This is a genomic window from Sanguibacter sp. HDW7 (genome assembly GCF_011300875.1).
Lineage (GTDB): Bacteria > Actinomycetota > Actinomycetes > Actinomycetales > Cellulomonadaceae > Flavimobilis.
On the sequence record NZ_CP049862.1, the window covers coordinates 69,809 to 89,661 of the forward strand.

General features: G+C 74.3%; 14 protein-coding genes. 5 read left to right on the forward strand and 9 right to left on the reverse strand.

What is annotated here, in order from left to right; genetic code table 11:
• The first annotated feature begins 1 nt into the window (after position 1).
• Positions 2-577: an AAA family ATPase gene (locus G7063_RS00325; RefSeq protein ID WP_166412569.1), complete on the forward strand. Its 576-nt coding sequence runs from the start codon at positions 2-4 to the stop codon at positions 575-577.
• Between the two features lie 138 nt (positions 578-715).
• Entirely contained in the window at positions 716-1,192 is a 477-nt protein-coding gene (locus tag G7063_RS00330) for a D-alanyl-D-alanine carboxypeptidase family protein (protein ID WP_166412570.1), read from the forward strand.
• Between the two features lie 96 nt (positions 1,193-1,288).
• On the opposite strand, the gene G7063_RS00335 is transcribed toward G7063_RS00330, so the two are convergent.
• Positions 1,289-1,909 (reverse strand): 3'-5' exonuclease, encoded by a 621-nt coding sequence (locus G7063_RS00335; protein WP_166412571.1) that lies wholly within the window; start codon positions 1,907-1,909, stop codon positions 1,289-1,291.
• A 64-nt stretch (positions 1,910-1,973) separates the two neighbouring features.
• Here G7063_RS00335 and G7063_RS00340 point away from each other — a divergent pair, with 64 nt between their 5' ends.
• Entirely contained in the window at positions 1,974-2,531 is a 558-nt protein-coding gene (locus tag G7063_RS00340; protein ID WP_166412572.1) for a hypothetical protein, read from the forward strand.
• Between the two features lie 143 nt (positions 2,532-2,674).
• Here G7063_RS00340 and G7063_RS00345 read toward each other — a convergent pair whose 3' ends face one another.
• From G7063_RS00345 to G7063_RS00380, 8 genes are all read right to left on the reverse strand, one after another.
• Positions 2,675-4,477, reverse strand: a complete 1,803-nt coding sequence (locus G7063_RS00345; RefSeq protein ID WP_206188181.1) for an amidohydrolase — start codon at positions 4,475-4,477, stop codon at positions 2,675-2,677.
• A 185-nt stretch (positions 4,478-4,662) separates the two neighbouring features.
• Positions 4,663-6,282, reverse strand: a complete 1,620-nt coding sequence (locus G7063_RS00350; protein ID WP_166412573.1) for an ABC transporter ATP-binding protein — start codon at positions 6,280-6,282, stop codon at positions 4,663-4,665.
• Complete coding sequence (locus tag G7063_RS00355) at positions 6,279-7,148, reverse strand: ABC transporter permease (protein ID WP_166412574.1); 870 nt, start codon at positions 7,146-7,148, stop codon at positions 6,279-6,281. The genes G7063_RS00350 and G7063_RS00355 overlap by 4 nt, the downstream gene beginning before the upstream one ends.
• Positions 7,145-8,227 carry an ABC transporter permease gene (locus G7063_RS00360; protein WP_166412575.1) on the reverse strand — a complete coding sequence of 361 codons (1,083 nt, stop codon included), beginning with the start codon at positions 8,225-8,227 and terminating at the stop codon, positions 7,145-7,147. Before G7063_RS00360 ends, G7063_RS00355 begins: the two co-directional genes overlap by 4 nt.
• A gap of 156 nt (positions 8,228-8,383) precedes the next feature.
• Entirely contained in the window at positions 8,384-9,994 is a 1,611-nt protein-coding gene (locus G7063_RS00365; RefSeq protein ID WP_166412576.1) for an ABC transporter substrate-binding protein, read from the reverse strand.
• Between the two features lie 221 nt (positions 9,995-10,215).
• Complete coding sequence (locus G7063_RS00370) at positions 10,216-10,959, reverse strand: HNH endonuclease family protein (RefSeq protein ID WP_166412577.1); 744 nt, start codon at positions 10,957-10,959, stop codon at positions 10,216-10,218.
• A 156-nt stretch (positions 10,960-11,115) separates the two neighbouring features.
• Positions 11,116-11,553 carry a hypothetical protein gene (locus tag G7063_RS00375; RefSeq protein ID WP_166412578.1) on the reverse strand — a complete coding sequence of 146 codons (438 nt, stop codon included), beginning with the start codon at positions 11,551-11,553 and terminating at the stop codon, positions 11,116-11,118.
• Positions 11,554-11,734: 181 nt separating this feature from the next.
• Positions 11,735-12,805, reverse strand: a complete 1,071-nt coding sequence (locus G7063_RS00380) for a DUF2804 domain-containing protein (protein ID WP_240916135.1) — start codon at positions 12,803-12,805, stop codon at positions 11,735-11,737.
• Between the two features lie 156 nt (positions 12,806-12,961).
• On the opposite strand from G7063_RS00380, the gene G7063_RS00385 reads away from it, so the two are divergent.
• Both G7063_RS00385 and G7063_RS00390 read left to right on the forward strand, forming a co-directional pair.
• Positions 12,962-14,221 carry a VIT1/CCC1 family protein gene (locus G7063_RS00385; RefSeq protein ID WP_166412580.1) on the forward strand — a complete coding sequence of 420 codons (1,260 nt, stop codon included), beginning with the start codon at positions 12,962-12,964 and terminating at the stop codon, positions 14,219-14,221.
• Between the two features lie 355 nt (positions 14,222-14,576).
• Positions 14,577-19,670, forward strand: a complete 5,094-nt coding sequence (locus G7063_RS00390) for a PT domain-containing protein (protein WP_166412581.1) — start codon at positions 14,577-14,579, stop codon at positions 19,668-19,670.
• The last annotated feature ends 183 nt before the right edge of the window (positions 19,671-19,853 follow it).

Genomic DNA, 19,853 nt, shown 5'->3' on the forward strand with positions numbered 1-19,853 from the left:
GATGACTCTCTCCGGAACGTGCGCGCGCCCGGGCGGCTTTCCCGTCCTGTGGTTCGTCGGGTCGAGCGGCTCGGGCAAGTCCGACGCGTCCTACTGGACGTACGCGAGCCTGCTCGAGCGCAGCCTGCACGTCGCCCGCGTCGACACCGACGACTTCGGCATGTGCCGGCCGGCGCCCGCCGACGACGAGCCGAACTTCCGCGTCAAGGCCGCAGGCCTCGCCGCGATGATCGACGTCTACAGCGCCCACGGCGCTCAGGCCGTCGTCGCCTCCGGGTGCGTCAACACCGCTGCCGAGGCCGCGCTCCACACCGACCTCGTGCCCGACGCCAGCTGGACGATCGTCCGCCTCCACGTCGAACCCGCCGTGCGTCGCGCGCGGCTCGCCGAGCGCGAGGGGGCTCGGCAGCGTGACGACGCCTGGATCGAACGCATGGTCGCGAGCTCGTTGCGCGACGACGAGGCGCTCGACGCCGCGAGCTTCTACGCCCACCGCATCGACGTCACCGGTCTCGACCGGCCCGGTGTCGCAGCCCGAGTCCTCGAGGTCACCGGGTGGCCCGGGCCGGGCGCGTGAGAACCGCGGTCGTCGCCGGCTCGCCGGGCAGGGTGTCGTCGGGCCGCTGACCGGCTCCACCCTTGGAACTAGCGTTCTCCCGCGAGGTCGGCCTCCGGGTGGATCCACCCGGGCGGTCGATACCGCTACGGTGCAGACATGCGTTTTGTCCGCCGCGTGCTCGCGGTCTTCATCCTCGTCGCCGTCGCCGTCGGCGGGACCCAGCTCGTGAAGTCCCTGACCGCCGATGCCGACAGCCCGCCGGCGGTCGACGCAGACAACGGTCGGCTGTCGCAGGACCGGCTCACAGACATCGGCGACGGCTACACGCTGCGCACCGACGCCGCGAAGGCATACGCCAAGCTCCGCAAGGCGGCGCGCAAGGCCGACGTCACCTGGTCGGTGAACTCCGCCTACCGCGACCACGACGAGCAGGTCGCGATGGTCGAGAAGTTCGGGCTGCTCGAGAACGGGGGCCGGGCCGCCGCACCCGGGACGTCCGAGCACGGCCTGGGCCTGAGCGTCGACCTCACGCTCGAGTGGGAAGAGGTCGAGTGGATGCGCGAGCACGCGGGCGCCTACGGGTTCGCCGAGACGATCCCCGAGGAGCCCTGGCACTGGACCTACCAGCCCTGACCTGCCAGCCCTGCTCGCGGGACAGCGACCGGCGGACGAGTCAGCGCGGGCCTCGCGCCGACTCGTCGGCCGAGCGCTGTCACGCGTGAGGAGGGATCAGCGCGTGAGGGTACGGGTGTGCGTGCGGGGCGCGGGCGGGGTGGTGAGGGCGGCGAAGAGATCGTCTGCCGGCAGGGCGCGCGACGCCTGGGCGACGACGCTCGCCCACGGCGGCGTCCCACGGTGGTGACGCAGGTAGAACGCGAAGAGCTCCGCCGTCGCGAGCGTGTCCCCGAGCGCAGAGTGCGCGTGGTCGTTGACGATCCCCGCCTGCTCGCAGCACACGGCGAGCGTCCGCTTGGGCCCGGGCAGGTAGTCGGGCGCGAGACGCTGTGTGCACAGCTTGCCGCCGAGCGTGAACGGCTCGTTCACCGCCGCGAGCTCCGCGGTGAGGAATCTCAGGTCGAAGTCGATGTTGTGCCCGACGACGACGTGCCCCGCGAGCAGCCCCGTGACGTGTGCCGCGACCTCGCCGAAGTCGGGCGCGCCGACGACGTCGGCCGCCGTGATCCCGTGGACGTGCGTCGCGCCGACGCCACGGCCCGGGTCGAGCAGCGTCTCCCACGTGTCGAGGACGTCGCCGGCGTCGTCAAGCCGGACGACGGCGATCTCGAGCATGCGGTCGCCCTTGGCGGGCGAGAATCCGGTGGTCTCGGTGTCGATGACTGCGTAGGGCACGCCCCGATCCTGCCACGAGGCCGGGTAGGTGGACGTCGTCGTCGGGCGCTGCTTGGATCAGGACATGACGGACGACGCGAACCAGCCTGCGCCCCGCCCGACGGCGCGCGAGCGCCGCGAGGCCGCGCGCGGTGTGCTCACCGAGCCCGTCATCTCCGGCGGACCGCACGTCGACCCGGTGCGGGACCGGCAGGTCTCCGTCGCGGCCCGGACGTTCACGCTGGGATCCGTCGGCGGCGCGGCCGCGGGAGCGATCGGCGCCGAGGCGGTCACTGTCGGCTCGGGCTACTCGGGCGCCGGGCTGATCATCGGCTCGATGATCGGCGTCGTGGGGGGGCTCGTCGTCGCCGCGGTCGCGACCCCGACGGTCCAGCGTGCGGCCCGTCGGCACGCAGGCAGGGTGCCGCTTGCGCTCAGGCTTCTGCTCGCAGGGGTGTCGGCGATCGGCTGCGTCCTCGTGTGGTGGTTCGTCGCGCGCGACGCCATCCCCGGCGAGGTCGTGCTGGGCGTGGTTCTCTCCGCTGCGATCGCTGCCGTCGCGGTCATCGTCGCCCTGCCGTGGTGCGCGCGCCCGTTCGCGCCGCCCGTCGCGACCGAGGTCTCCACCCTTCCGGCGGATTGACGCGTTCCGCCCATCGAACGGGGGCCCAGCGTCAATCCGTCGCCGGGTGGGGTGTCTCAGGGGTCGTGGCTGCCGTCGTCTGGCTGCCGTGGTGCGCGCAACCGCTCACGGACGCCAGCGAACGCTGACCTGACCCGCAGGCGTCAGGGGGCCGTGTGGACCTCGACGCCGCGGACCCACGTCGCGACGACGCGGGCCTCACCGATCTCGTCGACCGGCGCCGCGAAGATGTCGCGGTCGATGATCGCGAGGTCAGCGAGCAGCCCCGGCGCGACGACGCCCGACTCGTCCTCCCGGTGGTTCGCGACGGCCGAACCGTACGTGTACATGCGCACGGCCTCGGCCAGCGTGAGCGCCTCCGACGGGTAGAGGGCCGGCCGATCCTCGCCGAAGAGCCGCCGCGTCACGGCCGTGTGGATGCCCTGCAGCGGGTCCGCCGTCGACACGGGCCAGTCGGAACCGCCCGCGAGCAGCGCGCCAGCCGCCGCGAGCGACGCGAACGGGTACTGCCACGCAGACCGCTCCTCGCCGAGGAACGGCATGGTCAGCTCGGTCTGCACGTCCTCGCAGTTCGCCCACAGGGGCTGCGCGGAGACGATCGTCCCCAGGCCCGCGAGGCGCGCGCGGTCGTCGGGGTGGACGACCTGGACGTGGGAGACGATCGGCCGCACGTCGCGCCCGGTCCCGTCGTGGTGGGGTGCGTGGCCGACGTCGACGCCCGGGTGGGCGTCGGCCGTAACCCCGCCCGGCGCAACCCCGACCGATGCCAGCACCGCGCGCGCCCGCTCGACCGCGTCGAGGCACTCGCGCACGCCACGGTCGCCGATCGCGTGGAAGTGCGGCTGGAAGCCCTCCGCCATGAGTGCGGCGACGAGCCGGTCGAGGTCGTCGACCGAGTGGTAGGAGTCGCCACGGTTGTCGGAGACGGTGCCGTCGGCGTCGAGGTAGGGGTCGATCATGGCGGCGGTGAGGGAGCCGTCGACGACGCCGTCGTGCATGATCTTCACGCTCGTCGGACGGAAGCGGGACGGGCGCGCCGCCGAGCGCGCCTCGATCTCGGCCCGGCGCTCGACGAGCTTCGCAACCTGCTCGAACCCGCGCTCGTGCTCCCAGCGCAGCGCGCCGACGACGGTCGCGACGAGCTCGCCGCGCGCGTCCGCCAGCTCGTAGACCTCCTGCTCGGCGGGACGCACCGACGCGTCCTGCCAAGCGGTGATGCCCTGTGCGAGCAGTGCGCGCTGGCCCGCGAGCAGGTGCGCGAGGCGGTCTGCGAGCGGGGCGTCGGGCACGTGCTTCTCGACGAGGCCGGTCGCCCACTCGATGAGCACGCCGGTCGCGCGGCCGTCGGCGTCGCGCTGCACGTACCCACCGGCCGGGTCGGCGGGCGGCTGGCCGGAGCCGTCGTCGTCGAGGCCCGCGAGCTCGATCGCGCGCGTGTTGACCCACGACGCGTGGCCGTCGGAGCGGTGGAGGAAGGCGGGACGGTCGGGGACGAGCGCGTCGAGCTGCTGCCGCGTCGGGAAGCCGCCCTCGAAGTGGTCGGCCTGCCAGCCCCAGCCGGTCACCCACTCGAGCTCGGGGTGCGCGGCGGCCCACGCGCTGATCGCTCCGAGCGTGCCTGCGAGGTCGGACTCGCCGAGGACGTTGAGGCGTGCGTCCATGCCGGCCGCGAGGATCGGATGGACGTGAGTGTCCTGGAAGCCGGGCAGCACGAGGCGGCCGGTGATGTCGACGATGCGCGTGGCCGGGCCGGCGAGGGCGCGGAGCTCGTCGTCGGGGCCGACGGCCGTGATGCGCTCGCCGGTGATCGCGACGGCGGCGGCGACGGGCATGTCGCCGCTGGGCACGCTGGTGCCGGACGTGCCGGTGCCGGTCGAGAGGTGGGGCGCGGCGGTGAAGACGTGGCCGCCGACGAGGAGGACGTCGGGCGCGTTCTGGCTGGTCAAGGCGCTCTCCAGGACTGACGGTTCCCGCTGGATCGACGCGTTCCCATGCGATGGGGGAGAGAGTCGGCCCGGAGGGAAGGGGTGGGACGGGGATGTGGCTCGATAGGCGATCGGTGCGGCTGAGGTATGCGGATCGGCTATCGGACCACTGGGGTGGGAGGTGAAGGGGCGGACGGTGGAGCGGGTCAGGCGGGGGAGCCCGGCGGAGAGGAGGCGTCGGGGGACGGGAGGTCGACGACCTCCGCGTCCTCGATGTGTGGCGCGCCCGGCACGGCCGCGAGCAGCGATCGCGTGTACGGGTGCTCGGGCTCGGCGAAGACCCGCGTCGTCGGCCCGGACTCGACGACACGCCCCGACCGCATGACGTACACGCGGTCGGTCACCTGCTGCATGACCGAGAGGTCGTGCGAGATGAAGAGGATCGTCAGCCCGAGGTCACGCCGCAGCTCGGCGAGAAGGTCGAGGATCTGCTCCTGCACGGAGACGTCGAGCGCGGACACCGACTCGTCGCACACGAGCATCCGCGGCTCCGGGGCGAGTGCACGCGCGATCGCGACGCGCTGCCGCTCGCCGCCCGAGAGTCGCGCCGGCAGGCGCCGCACGTACGACGTCGGCAGACCGACCATCGTCAGCAGCTCGTCGACCGTGCGTGTGCGCGGCCCGACCGCGAGGGCCTCGTCGAGCATCGCGCCGATCGTCAGCGCGGGGTTGAGCGCGGAGTACGGGTCCTGGAAGACGATCTGGACGTCGCGCGGGTCGCGCCGGGTGCGGCGGCGCTCGTCGTGCGACCGCGCCCCGAACCGCACCGCCCCCGCGTCCGCATGCTCGAGCCCGACGACGATGCGCGCGACGGTCGTCTTGCCGGAGCCGGACTCGCCGACGACGCCGACGCACTCGCCGAGCGCGACGCTGAGCGACACGTCGTCGACCGCGGGCGCGGCCGCACCCTGGAACGTCTTGCGCAGCCCGTCGACCTGCAGCAACGCGCCGTCACCGACGGTTGCGCCGGGTCGCACGCGCCCCGCTGCGGCCTCGTGGAGCTGGCGCGTGTACGGGTGCTGGGGGTTGTCGAAGACCTCGCGGGCGGTGCCGCGCTCGACGATCTCGCCCGCACGGACGACGACGAGGTCGTCGCAGCGCTCGCGGGCGAGCGCGAGATCGTGCGTGATGAGGACGACCGTCATGCCACGGGCGGCCTGGATGCAGGCCAGCAGGTCGAGGATCTCGCGCTGCGTCGTGACGTCGAGCGCCGTCGTCGGCTCGTCGGCGAGCAGGACGTCGGGATCGGCGGCGAGCGCGGCGGCGAGCGCGACGCGCTGACGCATGCCGCCCGAGAGCTCGTGCGGGTACTGGCGGCCGACGTGCGCGGGCAGGCCGACCTCCGCGAGGCGTCGGGCGACCTCGGTGTCGCGGGCGGCGCGCGCCGCCCGCAGGCCGCGCCCCACCGCAGGAGCGGGCGCGCGGCGCCCGGCGAGGATCTGCGTGCCGCAGCGCTGCATGGGGTCGAGCGACGTGAACGGGTCCTGCAGCACGAGGACGACGCGCGCGCCGCGGACGCGTGCCCACGCGCGCTGGCTGCCGCCGAGGTCGACGCGCGTGCCGTCGAGCTCGTACGTGCCGGTCGCTGCGACACCCCCGGGCAGCAGCCCCGTGAGCGAGCGCACGAGCATGGTCTTGCCGGAGCCGGACTCGCCGACGACGCCGAGCGTGCGACCGCGCGGCACCTCGAGGTCGAGGTTCTCGACGAGCGTGCGCGTGCCCGCGGTGACGTGCAGGCCGGTGAGGGTGAGTGCCACGTCGGTCATGCGTCCTCCCCCCGGTCGAGGCGCTCGGAGAGGTGGTCCCCGACGAGGTTGACGGCCGTCGCCACGAGGATGATCGCGAGGCCGGGCACGACGGACGCGGCGGGGTTGGTCCACAGCAGGTCGCGGCCGTCGGACAGCTGCAGGCCCCAGTCGGCCGCGCCGGGGCTTACGCCGAGCCCGAGGTAGGTGAGGCCGGACATCGACACGAGCGCGTACGCGATGTTGAGGAACATCGTCGTGAGGACGAGCGGGCGCACGTTCGGCAGGATGTGGCGCATCATGACGCGCCACGCGGGCAGCCCGAGGACGCGCGTCGACTCGATGTACGGGCGGTGCGCATGCTGGAGGACCGCGCCGCGCACGATGCGGATGTCGCTGGGCGAGAAGAGCACGACGAGCACGAGCACCGTGATCCAGTAGCCGCCGCCGACGACGCCCGCGACGACGATCGCGAGGAGCAGCGCGGGCATCGCGAGCGTGAGGTCGACGTAGCGGGAGATCACCGCGTCGACCCAGCCGCCGCGGTAGCCGGCGAGCGTGCCGAGGACGATGCCGAGGACCATCGAGCCGAGCGCGACGACCAGGGGTCCGACGATCGCGGAGCGGGCGCCGGCGAGCGTGAGCGCGAGGACGTCGCGGCCGAGGCTGTCGGTGCCGAGGGGGTGCCCGGGCGTCCCGGCGGGCGTCGTGCCGAGGAGGATGTCCTGGTCGAGGGCGTGCGGGGCGACGGGCACGACGACGAGGACGGCGACGGCGAGGAGCAGCAGCGCGGAGACGGTCACGGTGCCGGGGACGCGTCGCATGCGGCGGCTCGCGCGGGCGAGGCGCGCGCGCAGGCCGGTCTCGGTGGGGACGGTCGTCGTCATGCGGCACCTCCCGCGGTGCCGGGCAGCGCGCCACCGGGCAGCGCGCCACCGGGCAGGGCGTCGGTCGGCAGGGCGTCGTCGGGCAGCGTCGGGTCGGGGGCGGCGCCCGCGGCGCCGCGACCACGGCCGCGGCTGACGGTCGCGCGGCGCACGCGCGGGTCCGCGAAGGCCGTGTAGAGGTCGACGAGGGCCGTCGTCACGCCGATCGTCGCCGCGACGAGCAGCGTGACGGCCTGGACGACCGGCACGTCCTTGTACGTGATGGAGTCCGCGAGCAGCACGCCGAGCCCGGGGATCGCGAAGACGTTCTCGACGAGCACGGACCCGCCGACGAGCCCCGCGACGACGAGGCCCGCGCTCGTGACGACGGGCACGGATGCATTGCGCAGGTACGTACGGCGCACGACGCGCTCGGGCACGCCGCGCGAGCGCGCGAACGTCACGTAGTCCTGCTGGAGCTCGCGCGCGACGGCCGTGCGCGTCACCTTGACGACCATCGCGCCCGTGCCGAGCGCGAGCGCGACGGCGGGCAGCGCGAGGTGCCGCAGCCGGTCGAGGCCGGGCTCGCCCGTGCCGTAGAGGGGGAACCAGCCGAGCATGACGGCAAAGACATAGAGGAGCAGGAGGCCGACCGCGAAGCCCGGAGCGGAGACGCCGACGACCGCGGAGCCCGTGATGAGGCGGTCGGTGAGCGAGCCCGTGCGCTGCGCGGCCCTGACGCCGAGCGGCACCCCGATGCCGATCGCGAGGAGCGCTGCGAGCCCTGCGAGCAGCAGCGTGAGGCCGACGCGGTCACCGAGGACCGTCGTGATGTCCGTGCCGGAGCGCGCCGAGACGCCGAGGTCGCCGCGCAGGACGCCGCCGAGCCAGTGGAGGTACTGGACGCCGAAGGCCTCGTCGAGCAGGTACCGCGCGCGGATCGCTGCGACTGCCTCCGGGGTCGCGGGCCGCGGACCGAGGAGGTTCTTCACGAGGTCACCCGGTGCGACGTGCAGGAGCGAGAACACGATGAAGGTCAGCGCGACCAGGAGGGCGGTCAGCGCTGCGAGGCGGCGCAGCAGGAAGCGGGCGACGGGCACGATGGCGGTTCTCGGCTCCGGTGGGTGGTGGGACGGACTGGCTGGTGCGGCGGTGCGCTACGCGCTCTGCACGCCTGGCGTCGCGGGTGCAGGACGAGGGTGGCCCGGTGGTGGGCCACCCCCATTGTGCTGGACGTGCTGGGCCGAGCGGGATCCTCAGGCGGTCGGGACGATCCGCGTCGGCCAGGGCGTCTGGAAGAAGTACTGCGAGAAGCCCTCGGTCGTGATGCGCGAGCCGACCGCGGTGGTCGACGTGCCCCAGTAGACGGGCGCGAAGAGCTGCTGCTCGAGCGCGAGACGCGTCGCCTCGGTGACCTTGGCGAGTCGCTCGGCGGGCGTGGTCGCGGCGGCGGCCGCTGCCTGCAGGTTGATGATCTTCGCGTCCGTGAAGCCCTCGGGGTTGTACGCGCCGAGCAGCCAGTCGGTGGGCCAGTCGGTCGGGACGGGCGGGGTGTAGCTCATCCACTGGATGCCCTCGCCGTTGCCGAAGGAGTTCGACCACTCGCTCACGGGGATCTGCTTGACCTCGAGCGTGATGCCGATCTGCTTGAGCTGCTCGGCGATCGCGAGCGAGGCACGGCCGAGGGCCGGCATCGAGTCGGGGTACGCGAGCGTCGTCGAGAAGCCTGAGGGCACCGACGACTTCGCGAGGACGGCGCGCGCGGCGTCGAGGTCGAACCCGACCTTCGGCAGCTGGCCGATCGAGGCCTCGGCGTCTGCGGTGCTCGTGCCGATCGCGAGCTGGCTGGGCGCGGTGATGCCGGTCGCGGCGGTCGCCTTGCCCTTGAGGAGGCCGGTCGCGATGGCGTCGCGGTCGATCGCGTGGGCGACGGCCTGGCGGACCTCGAGCTCGTCGAACGGCTTGGTGGCCGGGTTGAACATGAGCCCCTGCCACGAGCTGTCGTCGACGGTCTCGAGGCGTGCGCCGGCGACCTTCGACCACTGGTCGGCCTGGTCGACGGGGACGTTGAACGCGAGGTCGAGCGAGCCGTCCTGGAAGGCGAGGAGGCGCGTGTTGTCGTCGGTGATGAAGTCGAGGCGCAGCGTCTTGGCGCGGCCCTTGGCGCCCCAGTAGGCGTCGTTGCGCTTCGCGGTGACGTGCGAGCCCGGGACGAACTCGGTGATCGTGTACGGGCCGGTGCCGACGAGGAGGTCGGCGGGCGAGCCGATCGTGCCGGCGCTCTCGAGCCACTTCTTCGGCGCGATGAAGAGACCCGCGGCGGCGGACGGCGTCCAGGCGAAGGTCGCGGACGGGGCCTCGAGGGTGATCGTCACCTCGCGCTCGCCCGTGGCCTCGACGCTCTTGACGGCCGGCCAGTAGTAGGCGGTCGACGGAGCCTTCTCGGCGTCGCGGTAGTGGTCGATCGACGCGACGACGTCGTCCGTGGTGACGGGCGTGCCGTCCGAGAACGTGGCCTCGCGCAGCGTGTAGACGAACGACGTGTTGTCCTTCGCCTCCCACGACTCGGCGAGCGCGGGGACGATCGCGCCGGAGTCGTCGATCGCGACGAGGCCCTCCTGGGCGACCGCGGCGATCGTGTACGCGACCATGAGGCCGGAGTTCGCGACGTCGAGGGTCTCGGCGCTCGCGGCGAGGCCGACGGTGAGCTGGTCGAGCTCCTTGGTCGCGTCGGTCGTCGCGGGGCCGGGGGTGCTCGAGGCGCCAGGGGCAGGGGTCGAGGGTGCGCACGCCGCGAGGGCCAGGGTGAGGCCGAGCGCGAGCGTCGTCGCGAGGGCGCCGCGCGTGCGGCGTCGGGTGATGGACATCGAGGTACCGAGTCCTTTCGTGACGGTCAGGGTGTCCCTGCTCCGGGTGGTGGTGTCGAGCGCGAGGTTCCGGGGGTCCCGGCGGGCCTGTGTCCGCGGCGTTCCGTGGCGCGCGTCGGCGATGAACCTAGCGCTGTCCGGGGGTCCGACCCAATCTTGACTGAACAAGTCCAGAAGGCGGACGGTGGCGTCCGTCACGCAGGGCGTGACGGACGTGAACTCTAGTGCCGCAGAGCCTCCCCCGTCACCGTGATCTCGGCGACCTCGCACCTCCCGAGCGCGCGCTCGAGCGCCCCGCGCTCCCCGGGTACGAGCGCGAGACCGTACGCGGCCCGGACCTGCAACCGCAGCACCGCGTACTGGCAGCCGAACGGCGCGTACGGGGGCAGCCAGGTGCTGGCGTCCTGGGCACCCTTGTCCTCGTTCGTCGGCCCGTCGACGGCCAGGAGGTTCGCCGGATCGTTCGCCAGCTGCTCACGACGAGCGTCGTCCCAGTCCCACGCGCCCGTCCGCCACGCGTCAGCGAGCGCGACGACGTGGTCGATCTGCACGCGTGCGCTCGTCGTCGGACCTCGCCGGAACGGCAGGACGCGGCCGGTGTAGCGGTCGTCGAGCGTGCCGGCGAGCACCGTGCAGCCGTCGTCGTCCGTCCGCGCCTCGGCGAGGTCGCGCGCAAGCACGTCTTCGCGCGTGCTGCAGCCGTTGCCGTCGACGTCCGCCCACGGCGTCCCGAAGCGCTCGCGGGAGTACTGCGTCGGTGGTTCCTCCGCGAGCTCTGGCAGCGTGGCGAGCGCCGCCCGGGCGGACACGAGGTCCGCCGTCGTCACGGGGTAGGTGCGGGCCGGGGCCCGCCACGGCTCTGACGCCCACCAGGCGAGCGCGAGCAGCACGACGCTCGCGAGCGCGACGAGGGCGGGGCCTCTGGTGCGCGGACGTCGGGCTGCGGGGCTTCGATGCTGGGGCACGACGCGAGCCAAGCGCACCGTCGGACCCCGCGCGAGCGTCCCCGACGCATCCGTGGACGAGGCGTCCGGGAGGGAGGTATGTGGTCAGCTCGGCGGACGAGCCGCGGCCGTCAGCCGCGGTGACGCACGACTTGGACGCCGGCCTCTGTGCGGCCGTCAGCGGTGGCGGCGCAGGCAGTGAGCCCAGGCGCTCCCCAGGACGACGGCCCCGACCGCGATCGCGGTCGCCGTCGCCCACTCCGCGCGCACGAGGCAGCCGACGATGATGAGCGCGTGCGTGATGAGCACCGTGATCGCCGCCAAGACGAGCGGGCGTGACGGTGCTCCGCCGCGCCGTCGGTGGCGCACCATGGCGACCCCCATCGCGATCGCGGCGCCGACGAGCGCGAGCAGCAGGACGATGACGAACGTGCGGCTCAGCACGTCGCCGCCGGTGTGGCCGGCGAACCCGGCGGTGGTGACGGCGCGGTAGGAGAGCACGGAGACGCCGACGAGCCCGGTGACGGCCTCAAGGCCGAGGACGGAGACGGCGGCCCACATCACGGGGCGCATCATGTGCGCCCCGGAGTTCTCTCGGACGAGTACTTCGCTCACGCGCGGCCCCCTGCCGTCGATACAGCGGTGCCGCGCGGTCCGGGCGCGGCAGCGTGCGCAGGACGCGCACGTAGCGATCCTCCCGCTTCCGGACAGAAACGTCACGGGGACAAACGTCCTCGCTCACATGTTGGGACGAACCGCCCTCAAGGTGCACACGTGAGCGCTCACCCCAAGCCGCTCACCAGCGGTTCTTCGCCTCCTCCGCCCATCCGACGAGACCGTCGACCCGCACGCGTTCCCCGTCCGTCGTCGACATCCACCCCTCCCACGTTCCGAAGCACTGCGTCGTGTCGCCCGCGAGCACCACGAGATTCGTCACCGCGCGGCGCTCGTGGAACGGCGTGAACGTCACGTCGACCTGCTCGCCGTGGACGCGCCACGGCCGCATCCAGTCGTCCCGGTCGTACTCCCACGCGACCTCCTCGGAGATCTTGTGGACGACACCGTCGAGCACGAGCGCGTTCTCCGTCGACCCCGTGCCGACCGTCCACCGTCCGCCGAGCTGCAGGCCCGTCCGCACACCGTCGACCATCCCCGAGCCCGCGGCCCAGTTCCATGTCCGCGAGTACGGCCAGCGCCCGCGACCGTGGTCGAGCACCGCCCACGCGTCGTCGCCGACCTCGAGGTGCTCGCCGTCAATCACGAGCGTGCCGCGCAGCGGGATCGCGACATCCTTGACCGTGTACTGGTAGCGGCCGGGCCCGAACGGCACGACGACGCACATCGCCTCCCAGCCGGGCCGGCGCTCCGCGACAAGGTCGAGCTCGACGCGAGGCGTCCGCGCGCGCAGGCGCGTCGCGCGGCCCGGCCGGGGAGCGTCCGGCGGGACGGCGAGGCCGGACACGGTGACGTCGTCGTCGACCGCGGGTGCCACGTCGTCGATCGCGAGGTCGAAGCGCCGCCCGGACGCCCGCGAGGGCCCCTGCGCGAGCAGCTCCGGCAGCACCGTCCCGCGCCCCAGGGGGTTCGTCACCGCCGCGTCGACGGTGTCGCCGCTGCGCCGGTCGAGCACGTAGAGCTGGTGGACGGCCGCGTAGTCGAGGTTGGAGATCGTCAGACCGATGATGTGCGTCGGCGTCACGAGACCCCAGTACTCCCAACGCTTGTTGCGACCCCAGAACCGCGGGCCGACGGGCAGCGTCGTGTCGTGCAGCGGCGTGCGGCTCCAACCGTGCGCCGCTGGATCGAGCCGCCCGCGGGGTCCGACGAGGCGGACGGGGGTCGTGATCTCGCGCTCGACCTGGGGCACGTGTTCTTCCTTCCTGACGGGGCGCCTTCGACCCGGCTGCGAGCATCCTCGCACCTCCGGGGCACGACGGGTCTCCACCGAGCCGCGTCCCGGAGTGCGGGCGCCCACATCTCCGCGTGCGGACACGAGGCGCGGCGCGCTTGCGACCATGGAGGTATGCCCGACGCTCTCCCCGATGCCGTGCTTCCCGCCACCGACCCCTCGGCCCGCGACGTGCGCCGCTGGCGCCATCACCTCGCCGACGAGCTCGCCGAGGCGGCGATCTACCGCGACCTCGCCGCCGCACGCACCGGCGCCGAGCGCGACATCCTTCTCGAGCTCGCCGACGCGGAGGGGCGTCACGCCGAGCACTGGCGCGAGCTCCTCGGCCCCGAGCGCGCCGCATCGGTGCGCCGCTCCCCCTACTCGCGGCTGCTGGGGATCGGTGCGCGCCGCTTCGGTTCCGTCTTCACGCTCGCGCTCGCGCAGCACGCCGAGTCACGCTCGGCGTACGAGCTCGACCGCGACGCGACGCCGCAGATGGCAGCCGACGAGCGCATCCACGAGGAGGTCGTCCGCTCGCTCGCGACCCGCGGCCGCATCGAGATGTCCGGCAACTTCCGCGCCGCCGTCTTCGGGCTCAACGACGGCCTCGTCTCCAACCTCGCGCTCATCCTCGGCATCGGCGCGACCGGCGTCGGCACCGGGACCGTCCTCGCGACCGGCGTCGCCGGCCTGCTCGCGGGCGCCATGTCGATGGGTGCCGGCGAGTTCGTCTCCGTGCGCTCGCAGGTCGAGCTCGCCAACGCCTCCCAGCCGTCGCCGCGCGCCCGTGAGGCGCTCGTCCACCTCGACGTCGACGCGAACGAGCTCGCGCTCGTCTACCGGGCGCGCGGCCTCGACGCTGCGGCCGCAGACGCGAGGGCGCGGCGCACGCTCGAGCTCGTCGCGCGCGCGGATGCGGCCGAGGCCGCGGCGGTTCAGGACGACGGTGCCGCGCTGGGCGGCGTTCCCGCTATCGCTGGTGCTGGTGCTGGTGCTGGTGCTGGTGCTGGTTCCGGTGCCGATGCTGCGGCGGTCGACGACGCCGTCGGGGAGGCGCTCGACGTGCCCGCCGCCGCCGACGCCGTCGACGCGACCGGCCCTGACGCCGAGCTCCTCGGCAGCGCATGGGGCGCCGCCATCTCAAGCTTCTTCCTCTTCGCGAGCGGTGCGCTCGTGCCGCTGCTGCCCTACCTCCTGGGGATGTCGGGCGGAGCCGCGATGATCCTCGCGGCTGTGCTCGTGGGCGCGGTGCTGCTCGGCACCGGCGCGATCGTCGGGGTGCTCTCCGGCGCCTCGCCCTGGACCCGGGCGCTGCGCCAGATCGCCATCGGCTACGGCGCGGCGGCCGTGACCTACGTGCTGGGGCTTGCGTTCGGGACGACGCTCGGCTGACGCGAGCCGGCAGCAGGGTCTGCGTCGAACCGGAGCCCGACCGCGGGCCGACCGCGGGCCGACCGCGGGCCAACCGCCTGCCGGAGCCCGATTTCCGGAGTCCGGCTGCAAGGCCGCCGCCTACGCGCGGTTTTCAGTCCTGCGCGCGGGTTCAAACCCGCGTGTGTGCCTGAGAACCGCGTGGTGGCGTCGGCGTCGGGGCGCGAGGTCGAGCCGGGAGTCACCACGCAGTTCGGGTTCAGCCGCGCGACGAAAGGGCCTCGCAGGGAACTCGATGAGTGCCGCGCTTGTGGACAACGCACGCGGAACCGCGCGAACCGCTACGTTGTCGGTTGATCGCGCGAGAGGAGGCCCCATGGCCTGGTTGCCGGACCCGACCGGGCGCACAGCGCTGCGCCTCGAGGAGAACGGTGCATGGACGTCATGGGTGTCCGATGGTCGGCAGAGCTGGCAGGACCCTCGACCCGTCCGACGCATTCTCGGGCAGGGTGACGCGGCAGCTCTCGCGTTCGTCACTGATGTCTTCCTGCCCGAGGCGTGGGCGGCCGGCGCGCTCGACCCTGCTCGTGCGCGGGCGCTCGAGACCGTCGTCGGGATGCTCCGTGCCGAGACGACCGCACCGGCCGTGGGGGTCGTGCCCGCGCCCGCTGCGTCGCCCGCAATGTCGGCAGCCCCCACCGCGCAGCCCGGCATGCAGTCCACGCTCCAGATGCCGACCGCGCCCTTCGCGCCGCCGACCGCGTCGCCCACGATGCAGCCCACGATGCAGCCAGCTGTGCAGCCCGTCACGCAGCCCGCCTTCCCGCCCGGCGCCGCTGCCTCGGGCTACGTTCCGGGGACGATACGGATGCGCCCCGTCGAGCACCCGTCGGCGGCCTACGGACCTCGCCGGGACCCCGCCGTTCCGCGCACCCCGCGTCCCGCACCGGCGTGGCGTCGCGCGCTCGCTGCGTCCCTCGCCGCGCACGGTCTCGCATACCTCGGTGTCCTGCTGCTCTTCGTCGGCGTCTTCGGGCTCGTCGCGTTCGCGTTCGGTGATGTGAGCCCGGCGCTGCGTCCGGTCGCAGAGCTCACCGCGGCCGCTGTTCCCTTCGTCGCTGCATGGCGCCTGCGGCGCGCGGGGGCGGCAGATGTCGCGCAGGCGCTCGTCGTGCTCGGCGGACTGCTCGTGCCGTTGCTGCTCGTCACGTCGCTCGTCGACGGCTTCCGGGTGCCGCCCGATCCCCGTGGCGCGCCGCTCGTCGTCGCACTCACGCTCGTGCCGCTCGCGTGCGCGATCGCCTATGTCGTCCGCGCACGCCGCGTGCCGGGCTCGGCGCTGCGGCACGTCGTCGTGCCGTCGCTCGTCCTCGCAGCGGCGATGGCGACGACGGGTGTCGGTCGCCCGATGCCCGTCGGGCAGGACGTGGCCGAGCCGAGCGCGTGGCAGGCGGGTGCGATGGCCCTCGCGCTCGCGGTCGTGCTCGTCGTCGCGCGCGTGCGCAGCGTCAGGGTGGGCCCGTCGGGTCCGGCGACGCTCGTCGTCGTCACCGTCCTCGCGATGCTCACGTGGGCGGCCGGGGCGCCCGCGGCCTGGCTCGTGCTCGCGACCGGAGCAGGTCTCGTCGTCGCGCTCCTCGCGGTGCGGACGACGCTCCCGGCGTCGCTGACCGACGTCGCCGCGCCGCTCGCCTGGGGCGTCACGGCGCTCGTCGCGGGGAACGTCGAGGCACGGCTTGCGGTGCCCGCCCTGCTCGTCGTGGTCGTCGCCGCCGGTTTCCTCGCCCTCGTCGAGGACGCGGGGCGCCGAGGTCGTCCGACGGTGGTGCTCGGCCTGCCTGTCGTCGGGCTCGGTGCCGCGATGCTCGCCGCGGTGCCCGAGCCGTCGGCCGCGACCGGGCTGTGCGCCATCGTCACTGCGTGGGCGCTCGCCCGCCGGGCTTGGCCGTTCCCGGCGTCGCCACAGGGGGTGCGGCACCTGATCGGTGTCGTCGCGGGCCTCGCGCCCGCGTTCGGCCTCGTCATGCTGGGCGTCGCGACGCGTCCGACGCTCGCCCTCGGCGTCGCCGTCGTGGTGCTCGGGGCCGGGCTCGTCCCGGCACGCCGGAGCGAGGCGGCACGCGGCACCACGGGCGTCGACGGGTATTGGCGGGCATGGTGGCGCAGCGGGCTCGCGCTCGTCGCCGCAGCGGTCCCGGGCGTGCAGCTGTGGGCGAGCGTCGCGGAGACCGCGACCCCGGCCGACCGGTGGGTCCGCGTCGCCGTCCTCGTCGCGCTCGCCGTCCTCGTCGGCCTCGGCCCGCTGGCTCCCGCACTGCGGGTGTGGCTCGCGGCCGTGTTCGGTACGTGGGCGTGGTTCGGCGTCGTGGGGCTCACGGGCGCGCCCGTGGTCGTCGGCGCGGGTGTCATCGCCCTCGCCGCACTCGTGCTCGTCGTCGTGGCGCGGCCGCGCCCGGTCGCGATGGTCGGACAGGCGCTCGTGTGCGTCGCGTTCGTCCCGATCGCAGTCGTGCGTCTCGCGAGCGAGGTCGGCGGCGCCGACCCCGACGGGACGCTCACGTGGGCGCTCGCCGCAGTCCTCGCGGCCGCGACCGCGACCAGCGTGGTCGCGGCGGTCCGGGCCGAGCGGCGCGCCCCGCGCACGGGTCTGTCGGACGTGGTCCTGTCCGACGGCGCCGTGCTCGACGGCACCGTGTCCAGGAGGGCCGCGCTCGACGGCGCCGCGCCCTCCGCACCCGTGTCCGACGCAACGCCACCCCACGGTGTCGGGCTCGCCGCGACCGGTCCCATGCGTGCGACCACCCCGCCCACACTCCTCGACCCGCGAGCGCCCTGGCTGTGCGTGGTCCTCGGTGTGCCCGCGACGCTTCTCGTCACGCTCCACGCCGTGATCGGCAGCGCAGGCGTCGAGGTGCCCGGCTGGACCGCTGCCGTCGTCGTCGGGGCGTGGGCGCTCTGCCTCGCCGCCCTCGCGAACCTCCTGCGTCCCGAACCGACGGGACGGATCGCGCTCCGAGGAGCGGCGGACCTCGCGCCGTGGAGCGCGGGGCTGCTCGGTGTCCTTGCCGTCGGGCTGTCCACAGGCACCTCGTACGGTGAGTCCGGCACACAGGACTGGTGGCCGGCGGCCCCGGCCGACCGGTGGGTCGAGGTCGCGATGCTCGCGGTCGTCGCCCTCGTGCCCGTCGTCCTGCCGGCGAGGCTCCGGCCTCGCGCGCTCGTCGTGCTCGCCTGGGCCGCCCTGCCCGTGCTCGTGCTGCGTGCGAGCGGTGCCGCGTCGGGCTGGGTGCGCGAGCACCCGGCCGAGGCCACGGCCGTCGTCGCGACCGCGATCGGCGCGAGCTACGTCCTCGCTGTCGCCGTCGCATCCCCGCGACGGGCGTGGCCGACGCGTCCCGCAGCCCGCCCGCCGTTCGTCGTCGGCACGACGCTGCTCGGTGTCGCGGCGCTCCTCGCGGTCGCCACGCCCGCAGGCCCGTCGAACGCCGGCTCGGTGACGCTGCCGTCGGGCCTCGTGCTTCCCGCAGGGCTCGGGCAGGTGCTCGGGACGAGCGTCCTCGCGGCCGTCGCGGCCGTCCTCCTCGTCGTGGCGTGGCGCTGCCGGTCACCCTGGCACGTGACGGCAGGGACCGTCATCGCGTGGTGCGCCGGGCTGCTCGCACTGCCGGACCTCGTGGCAGGGCACCCGTGGGTGGCGATCCTCGCCGGACTCCTCGTCGTGCTCGCCGCCGAGGTGACCTACCGCCGCACTCCGCTCGCGCGACGACGGCACCTGGCGCTCCTTGTCGCTGCCCCTCCGATCGCGCTCACCGCGCTCACGTGGCGAGCTCCCGAGCACCTCGCCCTCGGCGGGCTCGCCGTCCTCGTCGCGCTCGTGCTCGCGCTGCGTGGCGGCCGCGCAGCGGCCGACGCCGTCGCGCTCGGCGGCGTGATCGTCGCAGCGCTCGCGCTCGACTCAGGTCTGTGGGGCCCCGCCGTGGCCGCCGGTCTGCTCGCGCTCGCCGCGACCGGGCTCGCGCTCGTCACACGGAATGCGGTACGTGGCGTCGTCGGCGCTGCCGCGGGCCTCGTCGCGTGGGCCCTTGCCGTCCTCGCGGCCGGCCTCACGGCGCAGGCCGTGGCCGAGCTCTCGCTCGTCGTCGGCGCCGCGGTCGCGACCGCCGTCGGCGCCGCATGGTCCGTCGTGGAGCGGCGCCGCGGCGCCGCCTCGCGGCAGCCTGCCGAGCCGACGGCAGACTCCGACGAGGCGCGGGCCCTCGGCCCGACGCAACCCCTCCTCAGCCCGAGCGCGGGCGCCCGGGCAGCGCTCCGCCCCGTCGTGCGCGCCTGGTGGGCCGCCGCGATCCTCGTCGCGGGCGTCGGGGCCGTGACAGCGCTCACCGGAGCGGTGACCGTCGGCTGGCCGATCGTCGGCGGAGGCGCGCTCGTCGTCGTCGCGCTTGGTGTGGGGGTGCTCGTGTGGCGCGAGCGCATCCTGCTCGACGCCGCCGCTGTCGCACTCGCCCTCACGGTGCTCGCTGCCTGCGCTGCAAGCGGCGCCGGGGCCTCCGTGCGGATCATCGTGCTGTCCGGTCTCGCTGCCGCGGCAGCTGTCGTGGCCGCCGGTGTCGCCGTGCTTGCGCGCGGGAGCCGACGACCCCGGCTGCCGCGGGTTCTCGCCGCGCACGGGCCGCGGGCCCTCGCGGTCGGATCGCTCGCGACGATCCTGCTCGCGCTGGCCGTCGTCGTGCCGCTCGTGCCCGGGCAGGCTGAGGGCGACGGAGGCCTGGCTGGTCGCCTCGCGGTCGTGCTCGTCGCGCTCGCGGTCCAGCTCGGCGCGTGGGGCGTCGCGCGCCGTTCGCTCGCCGCGCAGGTGCTCAGCCCGCTCGCCGCCGCGCTCGCGTGGCTCGTGCTCGCGCCGGGGCTGTCCGCCGACGTCGCGTGGTCGGCAGTCCCGCTCGGGCTCGCACTGCTCGTCGATGCGAGCCTGCTGCGCGAGGACCGTCGCCGCAGGTCGGTCCCGCGGGTGGAGGCTCGGGCGGTGGCGCCGACCGGCGCGGCAGGCGTCCCGCGGCCGGCAGCCGGCATGCGTCCGTCAGCCGTCGGTCGGTCGGCCGCCCCCGAGCTCGCGCTCGAGCTGCTCGGGCTCGCGTTCGTCATCGGCCCCTTCGTCGTGCGGACCGTCGAGCAGTCGGTCGCCTGGGCTGCGGTCGTCCTGCTCGTCGGGGCGCTCACCGTGGCGTGGGGCGTCCTCACGAAGGTGCGGCGTCGTCTCGTCTCGGGTGCCGCGATCGCGCTCGGCGCGGTCGTGCTGCTCGTCGGCGTGCCGCTCGTCGCTCTCGTCCCCGCCTGGGGCGACGCAGGCGCATGGCTCCTCGTCGCAGGCGTCGGTGCCGTCGCTGTCGTCGGCGCGACAGTCCTCGAGAAGGGCCGGTCCGCTGTCTCGGGCCTGTGGCTCCGTCTCGGCTCCGACGACGGCGGCTGGGAGTGACGCCCCGGGTGAGCTGACCGCTGCGCGCACACTTTCACCTCCGGGCGCTTCGACCTAGCACTCCGGGCGACCCCTGGACCCGCCCGGGCGACGCCGCGTCGAGTCCGTATCACCCCGATTCTCCTCCGCTCCTCAGGTGTGTCAGGCCAGGCATCCGGCCCGCGCCGACGCCACCGGACAGAG